We start from the raw sequence: 18648 nt of genomic DNA, 5'->3' as shown, positions 1-18648 counted from the left end.
AAAGGTGCCGGATTCATGCTGACGCATGTAGAAGGAGATCCGGTCGTCGGAATGAAAGTGGCTCTCAACGACGCGCGCACCACAATTCTGGAGCTGGGTCGCAATACAACGGATGGCAAGCCGATCAGCGACCGAGACTGCCTTACAGGCCAACCTTGCCCACGATATGGGGCCGTTCGCCTTGATTGGAGTGCGGCCACGGCGGGCTTGCGCGGTCTATGGATCGAGGAGGTGACTGAGCAATGACGCGCCGTGCTGACAACACCGCTGGCTTCACAGAACGACGGCACTCACCTCGCAAACTTCTTCTACTAAGCTGTCAGGACTCGCCGGATGTTTAATACAATACTCATAGCAAACCGGGGCGAGATTGCGTGCCGCGTTATCAAAACGGCTCAAGCCATGGGCGTGCGTTGTGTGGCGGTGTATTCTGAAGCCGACGCATCGGCCAAACATGTGCAAATGGCCGACATAGCCGCGTCCATCGGCGGTGCAGCGCCTGCTGATAGTTACCTGAAAGGCGACGTGATTATTCAAGCTGCGTTAGAAACTGGTGCGCAAGCTATCCATCCCGGCTATGGCTTTCTGTCTGAAAACCCGGATTTCGTGGAAGCGGTTGAGGCGGCGGGCCTGACCTTTATCGGGCCATCGGCGCAAGCGATCCGGGCCATGGGGCTCAAGGACGCGGCCAAGGCCCTGATGGTCGAAGCGGGCGTACCTGTTGTGCCAGGCTATCACGGCGCGGATCAGTCCGATGACCTTTTGGCGGCCGAGGCGGGCAAGATGGGTTATCCCGTTCTGATCAAGGCCGTTGCAGGTGGCGGTGGCAAAGGTATGCGCCTCGTGGAACGTGCAGCCGACTTTGCAGACGCGCTCGCCAGCGCCCGAAGCGAGGCGCAGACTGCCTTTGGCAACCCGGATGTGCTGGTCGAAAAATTCGTAACGCACCCCCGCCATATCGAAGTGCAGGTCTTTGGCGACGGTACGAACGCTCTGCATCTCTTTGAACGCGACTGTTCGCTGCAGCGCCGTCACCAGAAGGTCATTGAAGAGGCGCCAGCGCCCGGCATGACAGACGAGATGCGGGCGACGATGGGGGCTGCTGCCGTGCGGGCAGCGGAAGCCATCGGTTACAAGGGGGCAGGGACGGTTGAGTTCATCGTTGATGGCTCCGGCCCGCTGCGCTCCGACGGCTTCTTTTTCATGGAAATGAACACGCGCCTGCAAGTCGAGCACCCGGTGACCGAGGCGATCACCGGCGTCGATCTGGTCGAATGGCAATTGCGCGTCGCGGCGGGGGAGCCTTTGCCTGCCACACAAGATGATCTGGCGATTTCGGGTCATGCGTTCGAGGCGCGGCTCTATGCCGAGGATGTACCGGCCGGGTTCCTGCCCGCAACCGGGATACTGACGCATCTGAGTTTCCCGGACGCGGCACGCGCTGACAGCGGCGTGCGTGCAGGGGATGAGATCAGCCCGCATTACGATCCGATGATCGCCAAGGTCATCGTGCACGGGCCGACGCGTGATATTGCGCTGAAACGCTTGTCGCAGGCACTGGCAAAGACACAGGTCGCGGGCACGGTGACCAACCTTGCTTTCCTTGGCGCGCTGGCGGGGCACGAGGGCTTTGCGGCTGGCGAGGTAGATACCGGCCTGATTGCGCGCGACATTGATGTCTTGACCACGCTATCAGAGGTTCAGCCAAGGCACGCCATTGCGGCTGCGATGGCTGTGTCCGGTCTGGATGGCGTTGTCTCCAACGCCGGGTTCACTCTCTGGCAGCCACTGCGACGCTCAGTACCGCTGATGTATGGCGACGACGTATTGGAGTGCCGTGTCGAGGTTCTGGATCAGGACACGCAGCGCTGGCATCTTGATGGAACCGATGTGTTAGCCGAGCGACGGCAGGGACAATGGACGATCGGTGGTCAACTCGCTCCGGATATGCACGTTGCCGATGGTATCGCCACGGTCTTTGACGGCTATGGAATTGCGTTCCAAATTGTCGATCCTTTGAATGTGAACGCCACAGCGGCGGGTGACGGCAATGTGGTTGAGGCACCGATGCCCGGTCTGGTCAAGGCGGTGTTCGCTGCACCAGGGGCGGTTGTCGCCGAAGGCGACAGGCTCGCCATTCTTGAGGCGATGAAGATGGAGCACGTCCTACTGGCGGCGCGCGATGGAACGGTGGCGGAGGTGTTGGCGTCCGCAGGCGATCAGGTGGTCGCGGGCGCTGCGCTGGTGCGGTTGGAGGATCAGGCGTGATCACGCTGCATCACTGCCCCCAAACCCGATCCATGCGGTCGCTGTGGTTGCTGCACGAATTGGATGTGGACTTTCGGGTCCACGTGCACCCGTTCGACAAGTCGTTGCGCGCCCCGGAGTTCTTGAACCTCAGCCCCGCTGGTCGGGTCCCCGCGCTTGAGATTGACGGTCACCGCATGTTCGAAACCGGCGCCATCACGCAGTATCTGTGCGAGCGTTTCAGCCCCGATGGGCTTGGCCGCCGCCCCGGCACGCCTGAGCGCATGGATTGGTTGGTCTGGGTGCACTTCGCGGAAACCGTCAGCCAGCACGCGGCTGCGCTGACGCAGCAACATGTTGTTCTCTATGATGACAACATGCGCAGCCCGACCGTGATGAAGCTTGAGGCGGCGCGTCTGGGAAAATGTTATGACGCGATCGAGGCGCGCTTGTCCGACCCGTCCGCTGAACGCGATTATCTGCTAACGTCAGGTTTCTCTGCTGCGGATGTTTCCGTTGGGCAGGCTGTCTATATGGCGCGGTACTTCCGCACCTTTGATGATCATCCAGCCTTGGCGCGCTGGTTTGAGCGGATCACCGAACGCCCGGCATTTCAGGCAAGTTTGCCGGATGTGTCCGACCGGCTCTATGATCAAGACTTCTATCCTGCTTGGGAGGCATAAATGGACGCGGTTGAAATCTACGAAGTTGGACCGCGCGACGGTCTGCAGAACGAGGCTGGAGAGATCCCCGTTGCAGACAAGATCGCCCTTATCGACAAACTGAGCGCAGCAGGCTTTCGGCGGATCGAGTGCGCGAGCTTTGTCAGCCCCAAATGGGTGCCGCAGATGGCGGGCAGCGCCCAGGTTCTGGCGGGTATTACCCGTGCACCCGGTATCCGCTATGCCGCCTTGACCCCGAACATGCGCGGTTTTGACGACGCGCGAACCGCTGGAGCGGATGAAATTGCGGTGTTTGGCTCGGCCAGCGAAGGGTTTTCGCGCGCCAACATAAACGCCAGTATCGACGAGTCACTGGATCGGTTTGCCCCCGTCATCGATGCCGCGCGCGCCGTCGATCTGCCCGTGCGGGGCTATGTTTCTTGCGTGGTGGAGTGCCCCTACGACGGCGCGGTTGACCCCGAGGCAGTAGCGCGCGTCGCGGACCGCCTGTTCGCCATGGGCTGCTATGAAATCAGTCTGGGGGACACCATTGGGCAGGGCACGCCGGACGCGGTCGCGCGCATGCTGCTTGCCGTGCGTGACGTGGTGCCAGTGGGCCGCCTCGCGGGGCATTTTCACGACACCAATGGACGGGCGCTCGACAACATCGACGCATCTCTTGCGCTGGGTGTTCGGGTCTTTGACGCCGCCGTCGGTGGTTTGGGCGGATGCCCCTATGCGCCGGGGGCGGCGGGCAATGTTGCGACCGAAGCGGTGGCGGCGCATTTGAAACGTCTGGGATACGAGACCGAGCTTGATCAATCGCTGATCGAAGAAGCTGCCGAGTTGGCGCGCAGCATGCGCAATACAGCGTAAGGCAAGGAACAGAACCGTGACTGACACTCTTTCGATCACTGTTGATCCACGCGGTGTTGCAACGCTGCTGCTGGACCGTGCGGACAAGCACAATGCGATGAATGCGGCCATGATTGCGGACCTGCACAAGGCAGCCAAGGCGCTGGGCAGCGACGACGCTGTTCGTGTTGTCGTGCTTGCCGCCGCCGGCAAAACCTTCTGCGCAGGTGGCGATCTGGGCTGGATGCGTGAGCAGATGCAGTCGGATGCGGACACAAGAGCGCACGAGGCCGGCAAGCTCGCCCACATGCTGCACGCTTTGAACACAATGCCGAAGCCCCTCATCGGCGCCTTGCATGGCAATGCCTTTGGGGGCGGGGTTGGCATGGCGTCGGTCTGCGATGTGGCGATAGGGGCTGATCACATTAAGATGGGACTGACCGAGACTCGGCTTGGCATTATTCCAGCAACAATTGGTCCCTATGTGGTCGCGCGGATGGGCGAGGGGCGTGCCCGGCGCGTATTCATGTCTTCGCGGCTGTTTGATGCGTCCGAAGCGGTTGAGCTTGGCCTTTTGGCCAAAGCGGTGCCGGCGGATGATCTGATGCAGGCCGTCGAGGACCAAGTGACCCCGTATCTGAACTGTGCACCCGGCGCCGTCGCCGCCGCCAAGGCATTGGCGCGGGAGTTTGGTTCCCGGATTGATGACCAGACGATTGCCACGTCCATTGCAGCACTGAAAGCACGCTGGGAAACGGAAGAGGCCGCAGAAGGCATTGACGCTTTCTTTGCCAAGCGCAAAGCAACCTGGGTGCGGGCCTAGTCTTCGTCCGCACCGGCAAAGGCAGAACGTTTCCGGCGCAGCGCAGTTGAGACGAATTCGGTAAAGGTGGCGATGCGTGGTACCGCACGCAAATCTGCATGGGTCAGCACCCATATGGGCAGGTAAGGCATAAGCGGGAGGCCGGGCACGCGGGCAAGGTCCGGATCCGTGTCGCCGATAATGCAAGGAACACGCGAGGCGCCAAGATCGGCCCGTATCGCCCCCAGCATGGCCACCATGTCATCAAGGGCCATAAAGGTTCTCGTGTTCGGATAAATGGTCAGCACCTCTTTGGGCGTCGGCTGCCAATGCAGAAAGCGCAACCACCGCAAACAACGATTTGGGTCGCTTTCCAGCTTTGCGATATAGGCTTTGCTCGCATAAACAGCGGATTTCTGGACCGCCACTTGCCGTCCGACCAGATCCGGATCGGGAGTGTCCGAGATTCGAATGGCCACGTCAGCTTCGCGTTCTGCAAGATTCAGCGTTTCAATGCTGCCTATGATCGTCAGCTCGATGTCGGGGTGCGCTTGTGCAAAATCGCCAAGGATTGGCGCAAGCACAGACTGCACCATCAAATGGGGGGCCGTGACGGTCAGCGGACCGCTCAGGGCAACATCGCGTGCGGCAATCGCACGCGACAGGCTGGCATGCTCGATTTCAAATGCTTCTGCGGTGCGGGCTGCATCACGGCCGGCTTGTGTGGGCACATATCCAGAGGGGCGGCGGTCAAAAAGTGATGTTCCAAGCGCCGCTTCTGCTGCCGAAATCCGGCGCGAGACAGTGGCGTGATTGACCCCAAGCGCCCGAGATGCGCCGCTTATGCCGCCGTGCCGAACAGTCTCCAGAACATATTTCAGATCATTCCAATCCATATCGCCCTCGTCCTCACTGCCACGCTTGACCATTTTTGCACATGGTTTGCGCAAATACTCTCATTTTCCTCACAGGTTGGACGTGGTCAAGATATGTGGAAACTCCAAAAGCAAAGGATGGAAAACATGACCACGCATGCCGTCGTGATGATGCGGATCACAAACCCGGAAAGCCTGGCTCAATATCGTGAGCAGGCTGCTGATGCACTTGCCCGCCACGGTGGGGAAGTGGTGCAGGCTTCTCCTGATCCGATTGCACTTGAGGGCGCGCCTGTGATGCCAGACGTGCTTGCGGTCCTGCGGTTTCCTGATCGCGCTGCCGCTGAAGCGTGGAAAGCCGACCCAGAGCTGCAGAGCATCCATGAATTGAGACGCGCCAGCGGTGGCTCGGACATAATACTGATGTGATTGCCGCGTGACTCAAAGCAATCGTTTGTGCAATCGTTGGATGCAAACGCAAAGTCCGATGGGCGGGTCAGCCCTTCGGATCGTTTTTGTTTTACCTGGCGTCAACATTTCGATATTTCTCATTGAGTACGCTGCGCTATACTGCGCATGACGGGTTGCGTAGTGGATCTAGAAAGATGGCAGATTTTGCATTTGATTTCAGCCATACGGACGAGTTTGATAAACTTGCGCGTGCCATAAAAACGAAGCTGAACTGCCAAACAAGCATGATCAGTGTACGGCAAGACGACGCGATCCTTGCTTTGGGTCATTCGACCAAGTCAACGCAGCTCGAAGATCGCTTGTTTGCCGCGCAGGACACGATCTGCACGTACACGATGAAAATCCGGGCGCCGCTGCGTGTGGTTGATGTTCCAAGCCATAGTTGCTGGCGCCACGCGCCGGTTACGACAACCCTTAACATAGGCGCTTACCTCGGGGTGCCTGTTCGGTTGAACGAAGGCGACCCAGTCGGCGCCGTGTGCGTGCTCTCAAGTGCGCCGCGCATCTGGAGTGATGAAGAGCTCGCCTATCTCGAGACAATTGCTGACCTGATCGGCAGTAAAATTGAGCGCCTTATGCTGCGATACGAGCAAAAGGCACTGAGTGATGCGCTTGCTGAGAACGATGCAATCCTGACTACACTCGCCGAGACAAGCGGCAAAGCCATCACTGTTCACAATGATGCAGGCGAACTGGTCTTTGCCAATGCGGCACTTCGGGCGGATTTGGAACTTACATATCAGGAACTGCTTACACTTCCTCACGTCGCGCAGCGGCTTGCCAGTGATGGTGCAAGGTCCGGCGCGGTATCGGTCAGCGCGCCGGGTCGCCCAAGCCAGGCACTGCACGTTCAGCTCTACGCGCCGAAGGAAGGATTGACGTTGGCCGAGTGGAGCAGGAGCGACGCGTCAATCACATTTATCTGAAGACGCTGCGTCGAAATCACCCGGTAATTTCCGCGTCTTCGTGCACCTGCCTTTATTGACCCTGCCGGGTGGCGCGCGTAAACCCGTTGTCAGCCAATCATGCCACTTGACCTGGCGCACTCACGCTCGCGCCAAGAAAAGGAGCCCAACGTGGAAGAGATGTTGCGGGAGTATCTCCCCATTCTCGTATTTCTGGCCGTCGCCATTGGCCTCGGACTTGTTCTTATCCTAGCTGCTGTGGTCCTTGCTGTACGCAACCCGGACCCTGAAAAAGTGTCGGCTTACGAATGCGGATTCAACGCATTTGACGATGCGCGCATGAAATTCGATGTGCGCTTCTACCTCGTGTCGATCCTGTTCATCATCTTCGATTTGGAAATCGCCTTTCTGTTCCCCTGGGCCGTCGCGTTCCAGGATGTGAGCATGGTCGGGTTCTGGTCCATGATGGTGTTCCTGGGCGTTCTGACCATCGGCTTTGCCTATGAATGGAAGAAGGGGGCGCTGGAATGGCAATGACAGACACCGCCGGTCCCGCCTATGCAGGTGGAGACAAGGACCACGCCGCGCAGGCCCTGAATGCCGAGCTGCAGGATAAAGGCTTCCTGCTCACGTCGACCGACGACATCATCAACTGGGCGCGCACCGGTTCGCTGCACTGGATGACTTTTGGCCTCGCCTGCTGCGCGGTCGAGATGATGCACACCTCCATGCCGCGCTATGACCTCGAACGGTTCGGCACCGCGCCCCGCGCTTCCCCGCGCCAGTCCGATCTGATGATCGTTGCGGGTACGCTCACAAACAAGATGGCGCCAGCGCTGCGCAAGGTCTATGACCAGATGCCCGAGCCACGCTATGTCATCTCCATGGGCTCCTGCGCCAATGGCGGCGGCTATTACCACTACAGCTACTCCGTGGTGCGCGGCTGCGACCGGATCGTCCCGGTCGATGTCTACGTCCCCGGTTGCCCGCCCACAGCCGAGGCGCTGCTTTACGGCATCCTGCAGCTGCAACGCAAAATCCGCCGCACTGGCACCATCGTCCGCTAGGGGGTCCTCATGTCCGAAGCAATGACCGAACTTGGCACCTATCTCGAAGCCAAGCGCCCCGATTGCGTGCTGGCGTGGGACGTCACCCATGGCGAGCTGAACATCGACGTGGCCCCGTCCAGCCTGACTGGCTTTGTCGAATTCATCACCTCCGACAGCACCTGCAAATTTTCGTCGCTCGTGGACATCACAGGCGTCGACTACCCCGGCCGGGCCAAACGGTTCGACGTCGTCTACCACTTCCTGTCGATGTACCAGAACCACCGAATCCGCCTGCGCGTGTCGATCCGCGAGGATCAGATGGTGCCGTCAATCGTGGACATCCACCCGTCCGCCAACTGGTTCGAACGCGAGGTGTTCGACATGTTCGGCATCCTGTTCTCGGGCCACCCGGACCTGCGGCGCATCCTCACGGACTACGGCTTTCGCGGCTATCCGCTGCGCAAGGACTTCCCGACCACGGGCTATACCGAGGTCCGCTATGACGAGGCTGAAAAGCGCGTTGTCTACGAACCTGTCAGCCTCGTGCAAGAATACCGCCAATTCGACTTCATGTCGCCTTGGGAAGGGGCCGAATACATCCTTCCGGGCGACGAAAAAGAAGCGGAGGCGAAGTAGTGGACATGATCTGGTGGCTTCTGATCGCTGCGGCAAGCATCATCCCGATGTTCAAACTGCTGCCCCATTTCGGGATCAACCAGTACTGGGCATTGTTCTGCATCCTGCCCGTAGGGACCATCGTACTGCTCTGGATCATGGCGATGAAGCTGCAAGAGCTGGAGAAGCGGTGATGTGGTTTGAGCTTATCAACACTGCGATTGCGGCTGCAGGCTTGGGGTTGGCGTCCTTGCCCTTTTTTAAAAAATCTTGTGACTACACATTTTGTGTAGTTTCGCTCGGAGAAACGACATGATGGACGGCTCCAAAGGTTTCGACGACGCCCTCACGGGCGAACAGAAAATCCGCAACTTCAACATCAACTTCGGCCCGCAACACCCTGCGGCGCACGGGGTTCTGCGGCTGGTGCTCGAACTGGATGGCGAGGTCGTGGAACGCTGCGACCCGCATATCGGCCTGTTGCACCGTGGCACCGAAAAGCTGATGGAAAGCCGGACCTACCTGCAAAACCTGCCCTATTTTGACCGGCTCGACTACGTGGCCCCCATGAACCAGGAACACGCCTGGTGTCTGGCCATCGAAAAGCTCACAGGAGTCGAAGTACCCCGTCGGGCCAGCCTCATCCGCGTGCTGTTTTGCGAAATCGGTCGCGTCCTGAACCACCTGCTCAACATCACCACGCAAGCGCTTGACGTGGGCGCGCTCACGCCGCCGCTCTGGGGCTTTGAAGAGCGTGAACAGCTGATGATCTTCTACGAACGGGCCTGCGGCGCGCGCCTGCACGCGGCCTATTTCCGCCCCGGCGGTGTGCATCAGGACCTGCCGCCCGAACTGCTCGATGATATCGAGGAATGGGCGCACAAGTTCATGTCTGGGTTCATGGAAGATATCGACGGCCTGTTGACCGAAAACCGCATCTTCAAACAGCGCAACGCCGATATCGGCATCGTCACCGAAGAAGACATCCTGAACTACGGCTTCTCGGGCGTCATGGTGCGGGGCAGTGGCCTCGCCTGGGATCTGCGCCGCTCGCAGCCCTACGAATGCTACGACGAATTCGACTTCCAGATACCTGTGGGCAAGAACGGCGACTGCTACGATCGCTACCTCGTCCGTATGGAGGAGATGCGCCAATCTGTGTCGATCATCAAGCAGGCCATCGGCAAACTGCGCGATTGCCCCGGCGACATTCTGGCGCGCGGCAAGATCACACCACCGTCGCGCACCGACATGAAAACGTCGATGGAAGCGCTGATCCACCACTTCAAACTCTACACCGAAGGCTTCCACGTGCCCGAAGGCGAAGTGTATTGCGCGGTCGAAGCGCCCAAGGGCGAGTTTGGCGTGTACCTTGTGGCCGATGGTTCCAACAAACCCTATCGCTGCAAAATCCGCGCGCCGGGCTTCCTGCATTTGCAGGCAATGGACTACATCTCCAAAGGGCACCAGTTGGCCGACGTCGCCGCGATCATCGGCACCATGGACGTGGTGTTCGGGGAAATTGACCGCTGATCCACCTTCATCTTGCCAAATAAACTTCCGCCGGAGGCTCCCGCAGTTTCCACGCAGACCAAGGGAAGACCATAATGCTCCGCCGTCTCCACTCAGAACAACCAGACAGCTTCGCGTTCACCCCGGACAACCAGGCATGGGCCGAAGCGCAGATCACCAAATATCCCGAAGGCCGTCAGGCCAGCGCCATCATTCCGTTGCTGTGGCGTGCACAGGAACAAGAGGGCTGGCTGACCCGACCGGCGATCGAAGCAGTCGCGGACATGCTGGACCTCGCCTATATCCGCGCACTGGAAGTAGCCTCTTTCTACTTCATGTTTCAGCTGCAACCCGTTGGTTCTGTTGCTCATATTCAGGTTTGCGGCACGACATCCTGTATGATCTGCGGGGCTGAAGATCTCGTCGCCGTCTGCAAGGACAAGATTGCCCCAAAAGCGCATCAGTTGTCCGTCGATGGCAAGTTTTCATGGGAGGAAGTCGAATGCCTCGGCTCCTGCGCCAACGCGCCCATGGCGCAGATCGGCAAGGACTACTACGAGGACCTGACCGCTGCGCGGATGGGAGAAATCATCGACGAACTGGCCGCTGGCACAGTGCCAACGCCCGGGCCGCAGAACGGGCGCTTTGCCTCTGAACCCCTGAGCGGTCTGACCAGCCTCAAGGAATTTGACAGCGGGCATACGAAATACAACGCCTCTGTTCAGCTCGCCACGGACATCGGCGACACAGTCAAGCGTATCGACGGGGCCGAGGTGCCATTGCTGGCACCATGGGGGAAGGCGAACGCATCGGCGGATGCCAGCAACGCCAATGAAAAGCCTGCCGCGAAACCTGCCGCTAAGGTGGCGAAGGCCAAGGCGAAATCCAAAACGGACGCACCGGCAACGAAGAATAAATCCAAGGAAAAACAAAAGGGTATCGCTGTCCCCGCGGGGACAAAACCCACGTTGCTTTCGGAAGCACGCGATGGTGGGGCGGATGATCTCAAGCTGATCAAAGGCGTCGGACCCAAGCTCGAGGGTGTTCTGAACGGCATCGGCGTGTTCCACTATGACCAGATCGCAGCCTGGAGTGATAACGAAGTCGCTTGGGCGGATCAGAACCTCGTGGGCTTCAAAGGTCGGGTGAGCCGTGACAATTGGGTCACGCAGGCGCAGGCCCTCGCGCGGGGAGAAGAGACAGAATTTTCCCAACGCGCGAAAAAAGACGATATCTATAAAGAATAACATCCTTAAACAGGAGAGGTATCGTTATGAACAAGAACGAGGGAATGATCAGTTGCGCAGTGGGCTGCTGGCTGGTCGCGCTGCTGGGTGGTGTTTTGGCAGCGATGCTGCTGATGGTGCTGGGCGGTTGGACGTTTATGCAGGGCGTGTTTATGGGCGTCGTTGTATTTGTCGTCGCCGGTGCGCTTCTCAGCTGGATCATTTGCAAACCGCTACCGGCGGTCGGCGAAGCATCAGTTGACGCGGCGAAACCGGAAGAGGCTCCGCGCCCCGCTGCAAAATCGTCGGCTCAAGCCACTGCAGCGTCTACCGCCGCAACTGCCGAGCCGGAGATCAAACCTTCGACACCGTTGCCGGGCGAAGCTGATCTAGCGGCGCGCAAGGGCGAATGGAAATACGAGGCTGAGCCGAAGGCCGACGAAAAGCCAAAGGCGAAGAAAGCTGCCAAGAAACCCGCGGCCAAGAAAAAAGCCGCTGCGCCGGGCGAGGGCACCAAGCCCGAGACGCTTTCAGCCGCACGCGAGGGTGGTCCTGACAACTTGAAAGAGATCAAGGGCGTCGGGCCAAAGCTTGAGGCGCTTTTGCATTCGATGGGTTTCTACCATTTCGATCAGGTTGCGGGCTGGGGTGCCGACGAGGTGGCCTGGGTTGATCAGAACCTGCAGGGTTTCAAGGGCCGTGTTAGCCGCGACGACTGGGTCGCGCAGGCCAAGATTCTTGCCGAGGGCGGTGAAACCGAGTTCTCCAAGAAGGTCGGTAAAGGCGACGTTTACTAACGCATGTCTGATCGGCTTGATCCAAAACTGGCCCGGCAGGGCCGTATCGCGGCCCTTGTCATTGCAGGGGCCGCTTTGTTGTCTGTGTTCGCGCCGGTGATTGTGCAGGGCCTTGGTTTACCTGCGCGTTACGAAATTCTGATTTTGCTTTTTGCACTGGCTGCGTTCATTTGGTCTCTGGTGGTTGCCATCAGGATTTGGCAAAAGAGCCGTGACAACTGATAGCCCGGCGCGCAGGGCTTCGAGGCAAAGGATAACACCCATGCTGGCTGACAAGGATCGCATCTTTACCAATATCTACGGCATGCACGACCGCACGCTGAAAGGTGCGCAGGCGCGTGGGCATTGGGATGGCACGGACAAGCTGATCCGGAAGGGGCGCGACTGGATCGTGCAAGAGATGAAGGACAGCGGCCTGCGCGGTCGTGGCGGTGCTGGATTTCCGACCGGTCTGAAATGGTCCTTCATGCCCAAGGAAAGTGACGGGCGGCCAAGCTATCTTGTTGTTAATGCTGATGAATCTGAGCCAGGCACGTGCAAGGACCGCGAGATCATGCGCCATGATCCGCACACACTGGTCGAAGGGTGCCTGATTGCGTCCTTCGCGATGAATGCAAACGCCTGCTACATTTACATCCGCGGTGAATACATCCGGGAAAAGGAAGCGCTGCAGGCGGCCATCGACGAAGCCTATGATGCAGGTCTGGTGGGCAAGAACGCGGCAGGCTCGGGCTGGGATTTCGAAATTTACCTGCACCATGGGGCAGGGGCCTATATCTGCGGTGAGGAAACCGCCCTGCTTGAATCGCTCGAAGGCAAGAAGGGCATGCCCCGTATGAAGCCGCCATTTCCGGCGGGCGCGGGCCTGTATGGCTGTCCGACCACGGTGAACAACGTTGAATCCATTGCCGTTGTTCCGACGATCCTGCGCCGTGGCGCCTCGTGGTTCTCTGGCTTTGGTCGCCCGAACAACGCCGGCACCAAGCTGTTCGCCATCTCGGGCCATGTGAACAACCCGTGTGTCGTCGAAGAGGCGATGTCCATCAGCTTTGAAGAGTTGATCGAAAAGCATTGCGGCGGCATTCGGGGCGGCTGGGACAACCTCAAGGCCGTGATCCCCGGTGGGTCTTCTGTTCCCTGTGTGCGCGGGGAAAAGATGAAAGACGCCATCATGGACTTCGACTATCTGCGGAATGATCTGCAGTCAGGTCTGGGTACGGCGGCGGTGATCGTGATGGATCAGAGCACCGATATCATCAAGGCGATCTGGCGGCTGTCGAAGTTCTACAAGCACGAGTCCTGCGGTCAGTGCACGCCATGCCGCGAAGGCACGGGCTGGATGATGCGTGTGATGGACCGTCTGGTGCGCGGCGAGGCGGAGGTCGAGGAGATCGACATGCTGCTTGACGTGACCAAGCAGGTCGAAGGGCACACGATCTGTGCGCTGGGTGACGCGGCGGCATGGCCGATCCAGGGGCTGATCCGAAATTTCCGGGATGAGATTGAGGATCGGATCGCAGGCAAGCGGATCGCGGCGGAGTAATCCAAGGCTGTGAACACTTTTTATACCTTCGCATCGCTGATCCTGTTTCTCCTTACGATTTATGTGCTTGCGTGTGCAGATGGATGGAGCAAGGCGAGAGCCGCCGCGCTAACTCTGGCTGTAGTTGTCATACCTGCAGCGATGGTTATCTTGGTTTTTGTGTTTCCCGCACCTGAAATCGTCGTCGAAACTGTGAGCGGCGTGGGGCCCGTTGGTGCCATGGTTGTCTTGTTTGCGTTGGCTAAGTCCGTTGCAAACAAGATAAAAACCTAACCACCATGCACCTCGCTGAATTCAACATCGGCACCCTAAAATACGACTGGGAAGACCCGCGTGTCGCGGACTTTCTCAACAATCTCGACCGTGTCTATGACATTGCGCGCCGGTCGCCGGGTTATGTCTGGCATTTGGAAGGCGACGACATGGAGGTTGCGCAGCTTGACCCCGAAGGGCCGCTGGGTGGCAACCCGCGCACGGCCAGCACGCTATCTGTCTGGAAAGACATCGAAAGCCTGCACAACTTCACCTTCAACACCGTTCACAAGCAGTTCTATGACCGCAAGGGCGAGTGGTACGACCCCGATCAGGGTTTGCGTTTTGTCATGTGGTGGGTTCCCGAAGGACATATACCCACGATCAAAGAGGCAATCGACCGCTTCCATCATCTTGAAAACCATGGCAATACTGACGTTGCCTTTGGCTGGGACCACCTGCCGCACTAAGGCCAAGATCCGGTGGAGGAGACCGCATTGATCCAGACGAAAACCCGCGCATTGCCCGATATGCGGCCAACACTTTTGACTGGTGCGCTGTTGATCGCGGCCTTGCTTCTGTCTGCCTGTCAAGAACGGCGCTCGGAGCGCGTTGCTTTTGACGGCGTGTTTTTCCGTGCAACTTCGGGCAAGGTAGACAAGGAACGCGAACAATTCGAAATTGGTGTCAGTCCCGTATCTGCATCTCTTGAAGGTGCACGTGAAGCGGGGCGCTATGAGGCGGTACGTTATTGCATCAAGCAGTTCGGTTCTTCTGATATCGTATGGATCGAAGGGCCGGATGCCGAGGACGGCAGGCTGCGTATTTCCGGGGACAAGCTGCTCTTGCGCGGCACCTGCACGCCAGCGTGATAACAACCCGTTTTCAAGGCGACATTTTGCGTCCTAACGGGTTGTGTCGGCCCGTGTTATTGCATAGCACAGACCTGCTTTCCCACATGGCATCAAAGTGATGCAGTACGTGGAGAGAAAACGATGCGCGCGATGACCATGGCCTTGATCCTTAGCCTGACTGCCGGGATAGCCTCGGCGAAGCCACACCTTCGGGATGTGCCCGAGATTGATGGCACCATTCTGGCGATTGGGATCGCGGACGAGATCCGCAAGAACTGCCCGAGTATTTCGGCCCGCATGTTCAGGGCGTTTAGCGTTGCGAATGGTTTGAAGTCCCGCGCCCGGAACCTGGGTTACTCGGACGAAGAGATTGATGCCTACCGCAATTCTGATGCTGAACGAGAGCGTCTGAAGGCAAAGCGCAGGGCATATCTGAAACAAGGCGGCGTGACCGCTGGCCAGCCGGCAAGCTACTGTGCGCTTGGCCGCGCAGAAATCAAAAAAGGCGGCCAGATCGGCGCCCTACTGAGGATGAACTGACGCATGAGCGACCTCCGCAAGATCATCATCGACGGCAACGAGATCGAGGTGGACGGGGCAATGACCCTGATCCAGGCCTGTGAAGAGGCGGGGATTGAAATTCCGCGCTTCTGTTATCATGAGCGTCTGTCGATCGCAGGTAACTGCCGGATGTGTCTTGTGGAAGTTGTGGGCGGTCCACCCAAGCCCGCGGCCTCCTGCGCGATGCAGGTGCGCGACTTGCGACCCGGTCCCGAAGGGCAGCCGCCGGTCGTGAAAACCAATTCGCCCATGGTCAAGAAGGCCCGCGAGGGCGTGATGGAATTCCTGCTGATCAACCACCCGCTGGATTGCCCGATCTGCGACCAGGGCGGTGAGTGTGACCTGCAGGATCAGGCAATGGCTTACGGTGTTGATTTCAGCCGCTTCCGCGAGCCAAAGCGTGCCGTGGATGATCTGGATCTTGGTCCGCTTGTTGAAACCCACATGACCCGCTGTATTTCCTGCACCCGCTGCGTGCGGTTCACGACCGAGGTCGCGGGCATTACGCAGATGGGTCAAACAGGCCGGGGTGAAGACAGCGAGATCACTTCCTATCTGGGCGAGACATTGGATTCGAACCTGCAGGGCAACATCATTGATCTGTGCCCCGTGGGTGCACTGGTGTCGAAACCCTATGCGTTCACCGCCCGTCCTTGGGAACTGACCAAGACCGAGAGCATCGACGTGATGGATGCGCTTGGGTCCTCCATCCGCGTGGACACCAAGGGCCGCGAGGTCATGCGTTTCCTGCCGCTCAACCACGACGGCACGAACGAAGAATGGATTTCCGACAAGACCCGGTTCGTTTGGGATGGCCTGCGCCGTCAGCGTCTTGATCGACCTTACATCCGCGAGAATGGAAAGCTGCGTGCAGCCTCTTGGGGTGAGGCATTGGGCAAAGCGTCGGATGCGATCAAGGGCGCGTCTTCGCTCGCCGGTTTGGTCGGTGATCTGGCTTCGGTTGAAGCCGCCTATGCGCTCAAGGAGCTGATCGAAGGGCAGGGCGGTCTCGTCGAATGCCGCACTGATGGCGCTAAGCTGCCCTCGGGCAACCGGGCCGCATATGTCGGGACGGCTGCTGTTGAAGACATCGACACAGCTGAAGCAATCATGCTGATCGGCACCAACCCGCGTCTGGAGGCGCCTGTGTTGAACGCGCGTATCCGCAAGGCGTGGGCACGTGGCGCCAATGTGGGTGTGATCGGTGAGATGCCGGACCTGACCTATGAGGCGAACCACATCGGGACAGATGCAACCGTCATCAATGATCTGCTGAAGCGTGATCATTCGGCGGTGCAGGAAAAGCCGTCGATCATCATCGTCGGCATGGGTGCCCTGACCCGGGGCGATGGCGCGGCAATCCTTGCCGGGGCGCAGGCGCTGGCGGAAAGCACCAAGTCGGGTCTTATGATCCTGCACACGGCAGCGGGCCGGGTCGGTGCGATGGATATTGGCGCCACAAACCCTGATGCAATGACGGCCATTGAGAAAGCGGATGTCATCTACAACCTCGGCGCCGATGAAATTGAAATCGGCGACGGGGCATTTGTCATCTACCAGGGCAGCCATGGCGACCGCGGCGCGCATCGTGCCGATGTGATCCTGCCGGGGGCGGCCTACACCGAAGAAGGCGGGCTGTTCGTCAACACCGAAGGGCGACCACAGCTGGCGCAACGCGCTGGTTTCGCACCGGGTGAGGCAAAGGAAAACTGGGCCATCCTGCGTGCCTTGTCGGGCGAGATGGGCGCGACCTTGCCCTATGACAGCCTTGCTACTTTACGTCAGAAACTGGTGGGCGACCATCCGCACCTCGGCGATGTGGATGTTGTTGCGGAAAATACTGGGGACGCGTTGGAAGCTGGCAAGATTGAAGGTGGGGTTCTGACTTCGACCGTCAGCGATTTCTACCTGACCAACCCGATTGCCCGTGCCAGCCAGTTGATGGCCGAACTGAGCGCCAATGCCAAGGCGCGCCGGACCGAGGCAATGGCCGCCGAATGAAGGCCAGTTGGCTCATATCCCTGACACCGCTTATGGCCTGCGAACCCGTGCCGACAGCTGAACAGTTCATCCCCGACTATCGCGGGGTCGAAACGAAGCTCTTGGCCGAGGATCTTGTGCAGTTTGATGTTGAGATGACCAACGCGCTGACAACAGCCGATGTTGAGGATTACGCCGAATGTGTCGCCGCTGGATATACGTTGATCCGCGGTTGGGGATTTGCGCGTCATTTGCGCACAAATGTGAATGAAGAGGCTGGCGTGTGGAGAGCGGATGCTGTTTACACGATTTCGCCAGCCCTCCCGCGTGGGATCAAGACCATCGACGCCGAAGTCGTGGCCGCTGCCTGTGCGGAGAGGGGAATACCGACGGTGTGAGGACTGATGGCTGATTTCTTTACCACTCCTGGCGGCATCGCCGTCCTGATCTTGGCCCAAGTGCTGGCCGTCGTGGCGTTCGTCATGATCTCACTCTTGTTCCTGGTCTATGGTGACCGCAAGATCTGGGCCGCCGTGCAGATGCGCCGGGGGCCGAACGTGGTGGGTGTCTACGGCCTGCTGCAAACCGTGGCCGACGCACTGAAATACGTGGTGAAAGAGGTCGTCGTGCCTGCTGGCGCAGACAAGACCCTGTTCATGCTCGCTCCGATGACCAGTTTCGTACTTGCCATGGTGGCGTGGGCGGTGATCCCGTTCAACGATGGTTGGGTGCTGTCCGACATCAATGTTGCGATCCTCTATGTTTTCGCCATCTCGTCGCTTGAGGTTTATGGTGTGATCATCGGCGGCTGGGCGTCGAACTCGAAATATCCGTTCCTTGGATCGCTGCGGTCCGCAGCACAGATGATTTCCTACGAAGTCAGCATTGGCTTGATCATCATCGGAGTGATCCTGTCGACCGGGTCGCTGAACTTCGGTGCGATCGTGAACGCGCAAGATACTGGCTACGGCTTCTTCGGTTGGTACTGGCTGCCGCACCTGCCGATGGTGTTCCTGTTCTTCATCAGCGCCTTGGCTGAAACGAACCGTCCGCCGTTCGATCTGCCGGAAGCGGAATCTGAATTGGTCGCCGGCTATCAGGTCGAATACTCCTCGACCCCGTTCCTGCTGTTCATGGCGGGCGAATACATCGCCATCTTCCTGATGTGCGCGCTGATGTCGCTGCTGTTCTTTGGCGGCTGGCTGTCGCCCATCCCCGGCCTGCCGGACGGCGTGCTGTGGATGGTTGCGAAGATGGCTTTCTTCTTCTTCCTCTTCGCCATGGTGAAGGCGATTACGCCCCGCTACCGTTATGACCAACTGATGCGCTTGGGCTGGAAAGTGTTCCTGCCCTTCAGCCTGGTCTGGGTCGTGTTCGTGGCCTTTGCCGCCAAGTTCGATTGGTTCTGGGGCATCTATGCCCGCTGGGCCGTAGGGGGCTGA

Annotated in this window: 24 protein-coding genes; 23 read left to right on the top strand and 1 reads right to left on the bottom strand. The window is 59.1% G+C overall.

Going from position 1 to position 18648, the window contains the following annotated elements; translation table 11 throughout:
• The first annotated feature begins 15 nt into the window (after window positions 1-15).
• From AC53L6_RS11105 to AC53L6_RS11085, 5 genes are all read left to right on the top strand, one after another.
• The gene (locus tag AC53L6_RS11105; protein WP_496907879.1) at window positions 16-246 is read left to right on the top strand and encodes a hypothetical protein; all 231 of its coding nucleotides are present in this window, start codon (window positions 16-18) and stop codon (window positions 244-246) included.
• 87 nt (window positions 247-333) lie between these two features.
• Entirely contained in the window at window positions 334-2268 is a 1935-nt protein-coding gene (locus tag AC53L6_RS11100) for an acetyl/propionyl/methylcrotonyl-CoA carboxylase subunit alpha (RefSeq protein ID WP_496907878.1), read from the top strand.
• The gene (locus tag AC53L6_RS11095) at window positions 2265-2930 is read left to right on the top strand and encodes a glutathione S-transferase family protein (protein ID WP_496907877.1); all 666 of its coding nucleotides are present in this window, start codon (window positions 2265-2267) and stop codon (window positions 2928-2930) included. Before AC53L6_RS11100 ends, AC53L6_RS11095 begins: the two co-directional genes overlap by 4 nt.
• Window positions 2931-3785: a hydroxymethylglutaryl-CoA lyase gene (locus AC53L6_RS11090; RefSeq protein WP_496907876.1), complete on the top strand. Its 855-nt coding sequence runs from the start codon at window positions 2931-2933 to the stop codon at window positions 3783-3785.
• A 16-nt stretch (window positions 3786-3801) separates the two neighbouring features.
• Window positions 3802-4587, top strand: a complete 786-nt coding sequence (locus tag AC53L6_RS11085; RefSeq protein ID WP_496907875.1) for a crotonase/enoyl-CoA hydratase family protein — start codon at window positions 3802-3804, stop codon at window positions 4585-4587.
• Here the strand turns inward: AC53L6_RS11085 and AC53L6_RS11080 are convergent.
• Complete coding sequence (locus AC53L6_RS11080; RefSeq protein ID WP_496907874.1) at window positions 4584-5495, bottom strand: LysR family transcriptional regulator; 912 nt, start codon at window positions 5493-5495, stop codon at window positions 4584-4586. The genes AC53L6_RS11085 and AC53L6_RS11080 overlap by 4 nt on opposite strands.
• A gap of 93 nt (window positions 5496-5588) precedes the next feature.
• Between AC53L6_RS11080 and AC53L6_RS11075 the strand changes: the two genes are divergently transcribed.
• From AC53L6_RS11075 to nuoH, 18 genes are all read left to right on the top strand, one after another.
• Complete coding sequence (locus tag AC53L6_RS11075) at window positions 5589-5870, top strand: DUF1330 domain-containing protein (protein ID WP_299699273.1); 282 nt, start codon at window positions 5589-5591, stop codon at window positions 5868-5870.
• 176 nt (window positions 5871-6046) lie between these two features.
• A complete protein-coding gene (locus AC53L6_RS11070) occupies window positions 6047-6838 on the top strand; it encodes a GAF domain-containing protein (RefSeq protein ID WP_496907873.1) in 792 nt (263 codons plus the stop codon).
• 150 nt (window positions 6839-6988) lie between these two features.
• Complete coding sequence (locus AC53L6_RS11065) at window positions 6989-7354, top strand: NADH-quinone oxidoreductase subunit A (RefSeq protein ID WP_222520372.1); 366 nt, start codon at window positions 6989-6991, stop codon at window positions 7352-7354.
• On the top strand, window positions 7351-7884 hold the full coding sequence (locus AC53L6_RS11060) for a NuoB/complex I 20 kDa subunit family protein (RefSeq protein ID WP_299200639.1): 534 nt from the start codon (window positions 7351-7353) through the stop codon (window positions 7882-7884). Before AC53L6_RS11065 ends, AC53L6_RS11060 begins: the two co-directional genes overlap by 4 nt.
• 9 nt (window positions 7885-7893) lie before the next feature.
• Complete coding sequence (locus AC53L6_RS11055) at window positions 7894-8502, top strand: NADH-quinone oxidoreductase subunit C (RefSeq protein WP_496907872.1); 609 nt, start codon at window positions 7894-7896, stop codon at window positions 8500-8502.
• A 5-nt stretch (window positions 8503-8507) separates the two neighbouring features.
• Window positions 8508-8675 carry a hypothetical protein gene (locus AC53L6_RS11050; protein WP_299201149.1) on the top strand — a complete coding sequence of 56 codons (168 nt, stop codon included), beginning with the start codon at window positions 8508-8510 and terminating at the stop codon, window positions 8673-8675.
• A 121-nt stretch (window positions 8676-8796) separates the two neighbouring features.
• Window positions 8797-10014 carry an NADH-quinone oxidoreductase subunit D gene (locus AC53L6_RS11045; RefSeq protein WP_496908076.1) on the top strand — a complete coding sequence of 406 codons (1218 nt, stop codon included), beginning with the start codon at window positions 8797-8799 and terminating at the stop codon, window positions 10012-10014.
• A 74-nt stretch (window positions 10015-10088) separates the two neighbouring features.
• Window positions 10089-11240: an NADH-quinone oxidoreductase subunit E gene (locus AC53L6_RS11040; protein ID WP_496907871.1), complete on the top strand. Its 1152-nt coding sequence runs from the start codon at window positions 10089-10091 to the stop codon at window positions 11238-11240.
• Between the two features lie 26 nt (window positions 11241-11266).
• Window positions 11267-12016 (top strand): helix-hairpin-helix domain-containing protein, encoded by a 750-nt coding sequence (locus tag AC53L6_RS11035; RefSeq protein WP_496907870.1) that lies wholly within the window; start codon window positions 11267-11269, stop codon window positions 12014-12016.
• 3 nt (window positions 12017-12019) lie between these two features.
• Entirely contained in the window at window positions 12020-12238 is a 219-nt protein-coding gene (locus AC53L6_RS11030) for a DUF5337 domain-containing protein (protein ID WP_496907869.1), read from the top strand.
• 40 nt (window positions 12239-12278) lie between these two features.
• A complete protein-coding gene (gene nuoF, locus AC53L6_RS11025) occupies window positions 12279-13559 on the top strand; it encodes an NADH-quinone oxidoreductase subunit NuoF (RefSeq protein WP_496907868.1) in 1281 nt (426 codons plus the stop codon).
• Between the two features lie 9 nt (window positions 13560-13568).
• Complete coding sequence (locus AC53L6_RS11020; RefSeq protein WP_496907867.1) at window positions 13569-13832, top strand: hypothetical protein; 264 nt, start codon at window positions 13569-13571, stop codon at window positions 13830-13832.
• 5 nt (window positions 13833-13837) lie between these two features.
• Window positions 13838-14281, top strand: a complete 444-nt coding sequence (locus tag AC53L6_RS11015) for a DUF3291 domain-containing protein (RefSeq protein WP_496907866.1) — start codon at window positions 13838-13840, stop codon at window positions 14279-14281.
• A 27-nt stretch (window positions 14282-14308) separates the two neighbouring features.
• The gene (locus AC53L6_RS11010; protein ID WP_299768604.1) at window positions 14309-14683 is read left to right on the top strand and encodes a hypothetical protein; all 375 of its coding nucleotides are present in this window, start codon (window positions 14309-14311) and stop codon (window positions 14681-14683) included.
• 123 nt (window positions 14684-14806) lie between these two features.
• Entirely contained in the window at window positions 14807-15205 is a 399-nt protein-coding gene (locus AC53L6_RS11005; protein ID WP_496907865.1) for a DUF5333 domain-containing protein, read from the top strand.
• A gap of 3 nt (window positions 15206-15208) precedes the next feature.
• A complete protein-coding gene (gene nuoG, locus AC53L6_RS11000) occupies window positions 15209-17227 on the top strand; it encodes an NADH-quinone oxidoreductase subunit NuoG (RefSeq protein ID WP_496907864.1) in 2019 nt (672 codons plus the stop codon).
• Window positions 17224-17604, top strand: a complete 381-nt coding sequence (locus tag AC53L6_RS10995; RefSeq protein ID WP_496907863.1) for a YNQ4 family lipoprotein — start codon at window positions 17224-17226, stop codon at window positions 17602-17604. The genes nuoG and AC53L6_RS10995 overlap by 4 nt, the downstream gene beginning before the upstream one ends.
• A 6-nt stretch (window positions 17605-17610) precedes the next feature.
• Window positions 17611-18648 (top strand): NADH-quinone oxidoreductase subunit NuoH, encoded by a 1038-nt coding sequence (nuoH, locus tag AC53L6_RS10990; protein ID WP_299200618.1) that lies wholly within the window; start codon window positions 17611-17613, stop codon window positions 18646-18648.

Source organism: Tateyamaria sp. LSS28, assembly GCF_059611725.1.
The sequence above is the reverse complement of the archived record's forward strand: the minus strand, read 5'-3'. Positions and strand labels throughout refer to the sequence as shown.

Bases quoted from the DNA above. Each gene is read 5' to 3' on its own strand.
- nuoH (WP_299200618.1), top strand. From the start codon at position 17,611: ATGGCTGATTTCTTTACCACTCCTGGCGGCATCGCCGTCCTGATCTTG.
- AC53L6_RS11055 (WP_496907872.1), top strand. From the start codon at position 7,894: ATGTCCGAAGCAATGACCGAACTTGGCACCTATCTCGAAGCCAAGCGC.
- AC53L6_RS11080 (WP_496907874.1), bottom strand. From the start codon at position 5,495: ATGGTCAAGCGTGGCAGTGAGGACGAGGGCGATATGGATTGGAATGAT.
- AC53L6_RS11075 (WP_299699273.1), top strand. From the start codon at position 5,589: ATGACCACGCATGCCGTCGTGATGATGCGGATCACAAACCCGGAAAGC.
- nuoG (WP_496907864.1), top strand. From the start codon at position 15,209: ATGAGCGACCTCCGCAAGATCATCATCGACGGCAACGAGATCGAGGTG.
- AC53L6_RS11015 (WP_496907866.1), top strand. From the start codon at position 13,838: ATGCACCTCGCTGAATTCAACATCGGCACCCTAAAATACGACTGGGAA.
- AC53L6_RS10995 (WP_496907863.1), top strand. From the start codon at position 17,224: ATGAAGGCCAGTTGGCTCATATCCCTGACACCGCTTATGGCCTGCGAA.
- AC53L6_RS11045 (WP_496908076.1), top strand. From the start codon at position 8,797: ATGGACGGCTCCAAAGGTTTCGACGACGCCCTCACGGGCGAACAGAAA.
- nuoF (WP_496907868.1), top strand. From the start codon at position 12,279: ATGCTGGCTGACAAGGATCGCATCTTTACCAATATCTACGGCATGCAC.
- AC53L6_RS11040 (WP_496907871.1), top strand. From the start codon at position 10,089: ATGCTCCGCCGTCTCCACTCAGAACAACCAGACAGCTTCGCGTTCACC.
- AC53L6_RS11090 (WP_496907876.1), top strand. From the start codon at position 2,931: ATGGACGCGGTTGAAATCTACGAAGTTGGACCGCGCGACGGTCTGCAG.
- AC53L6_RS11060 (WP_299200639.1), top strand. From the start codon at position 7,351: ATGACAGACACCGCCGGTCCCGCCTATGCAGGTGGAGACAAGGACCAC.
- AC53L6_RS11100 (WP_496907878.1), top strand. From the start codon at position 334: ATGTTTAATACAATACTCATAGCAAACCGGGGCGAGATTGCGTGCCGC.
- AC53L6_RS11030 (WP_496907869.1), top strand. From the start codon at position 12,020: ATGTCTGATCGGCTTGATCCAAAACTGGCCCGGCAGGGCCGTATCGCG.
- AC53L6_RS11035 (WP_496907870.1), top strand. From the start codon at position 11,267: ATGAACAAGAACGAGGGAATGATCAGTTGCGCAGTGGGCTGCTGGCTG.
- AC53L6_RS11050 (WP_299201149.1), top strand. From the start codon at position 8,508: ATGATCTGGTGGCTTCTGATCGCTGCGGCAAGCATCATCCCGATGTTC.
- AC53L6_RS11070 (WP_496907873.1), top strand. From the start codon at position 6,047: ATGGCAGATTTTGCATTTGATTTCAGCCATACGGACGAGTTTGATAAA.
- AC53L6_RS11005 (WP_496907865.1), top strand. From the start codon at position 14,807: ATGCGCGCGATGACCATGGCCTTGATCCTTAGCCTGACTGCCGGGATA.
- AC53L6_RS11105 (WP_496907879.1), top strand. From the start codon at position 16: ATGCTGACGCATGTAGAAGGAGATCCGGTCGTCGGAATGAAAGTGGCT.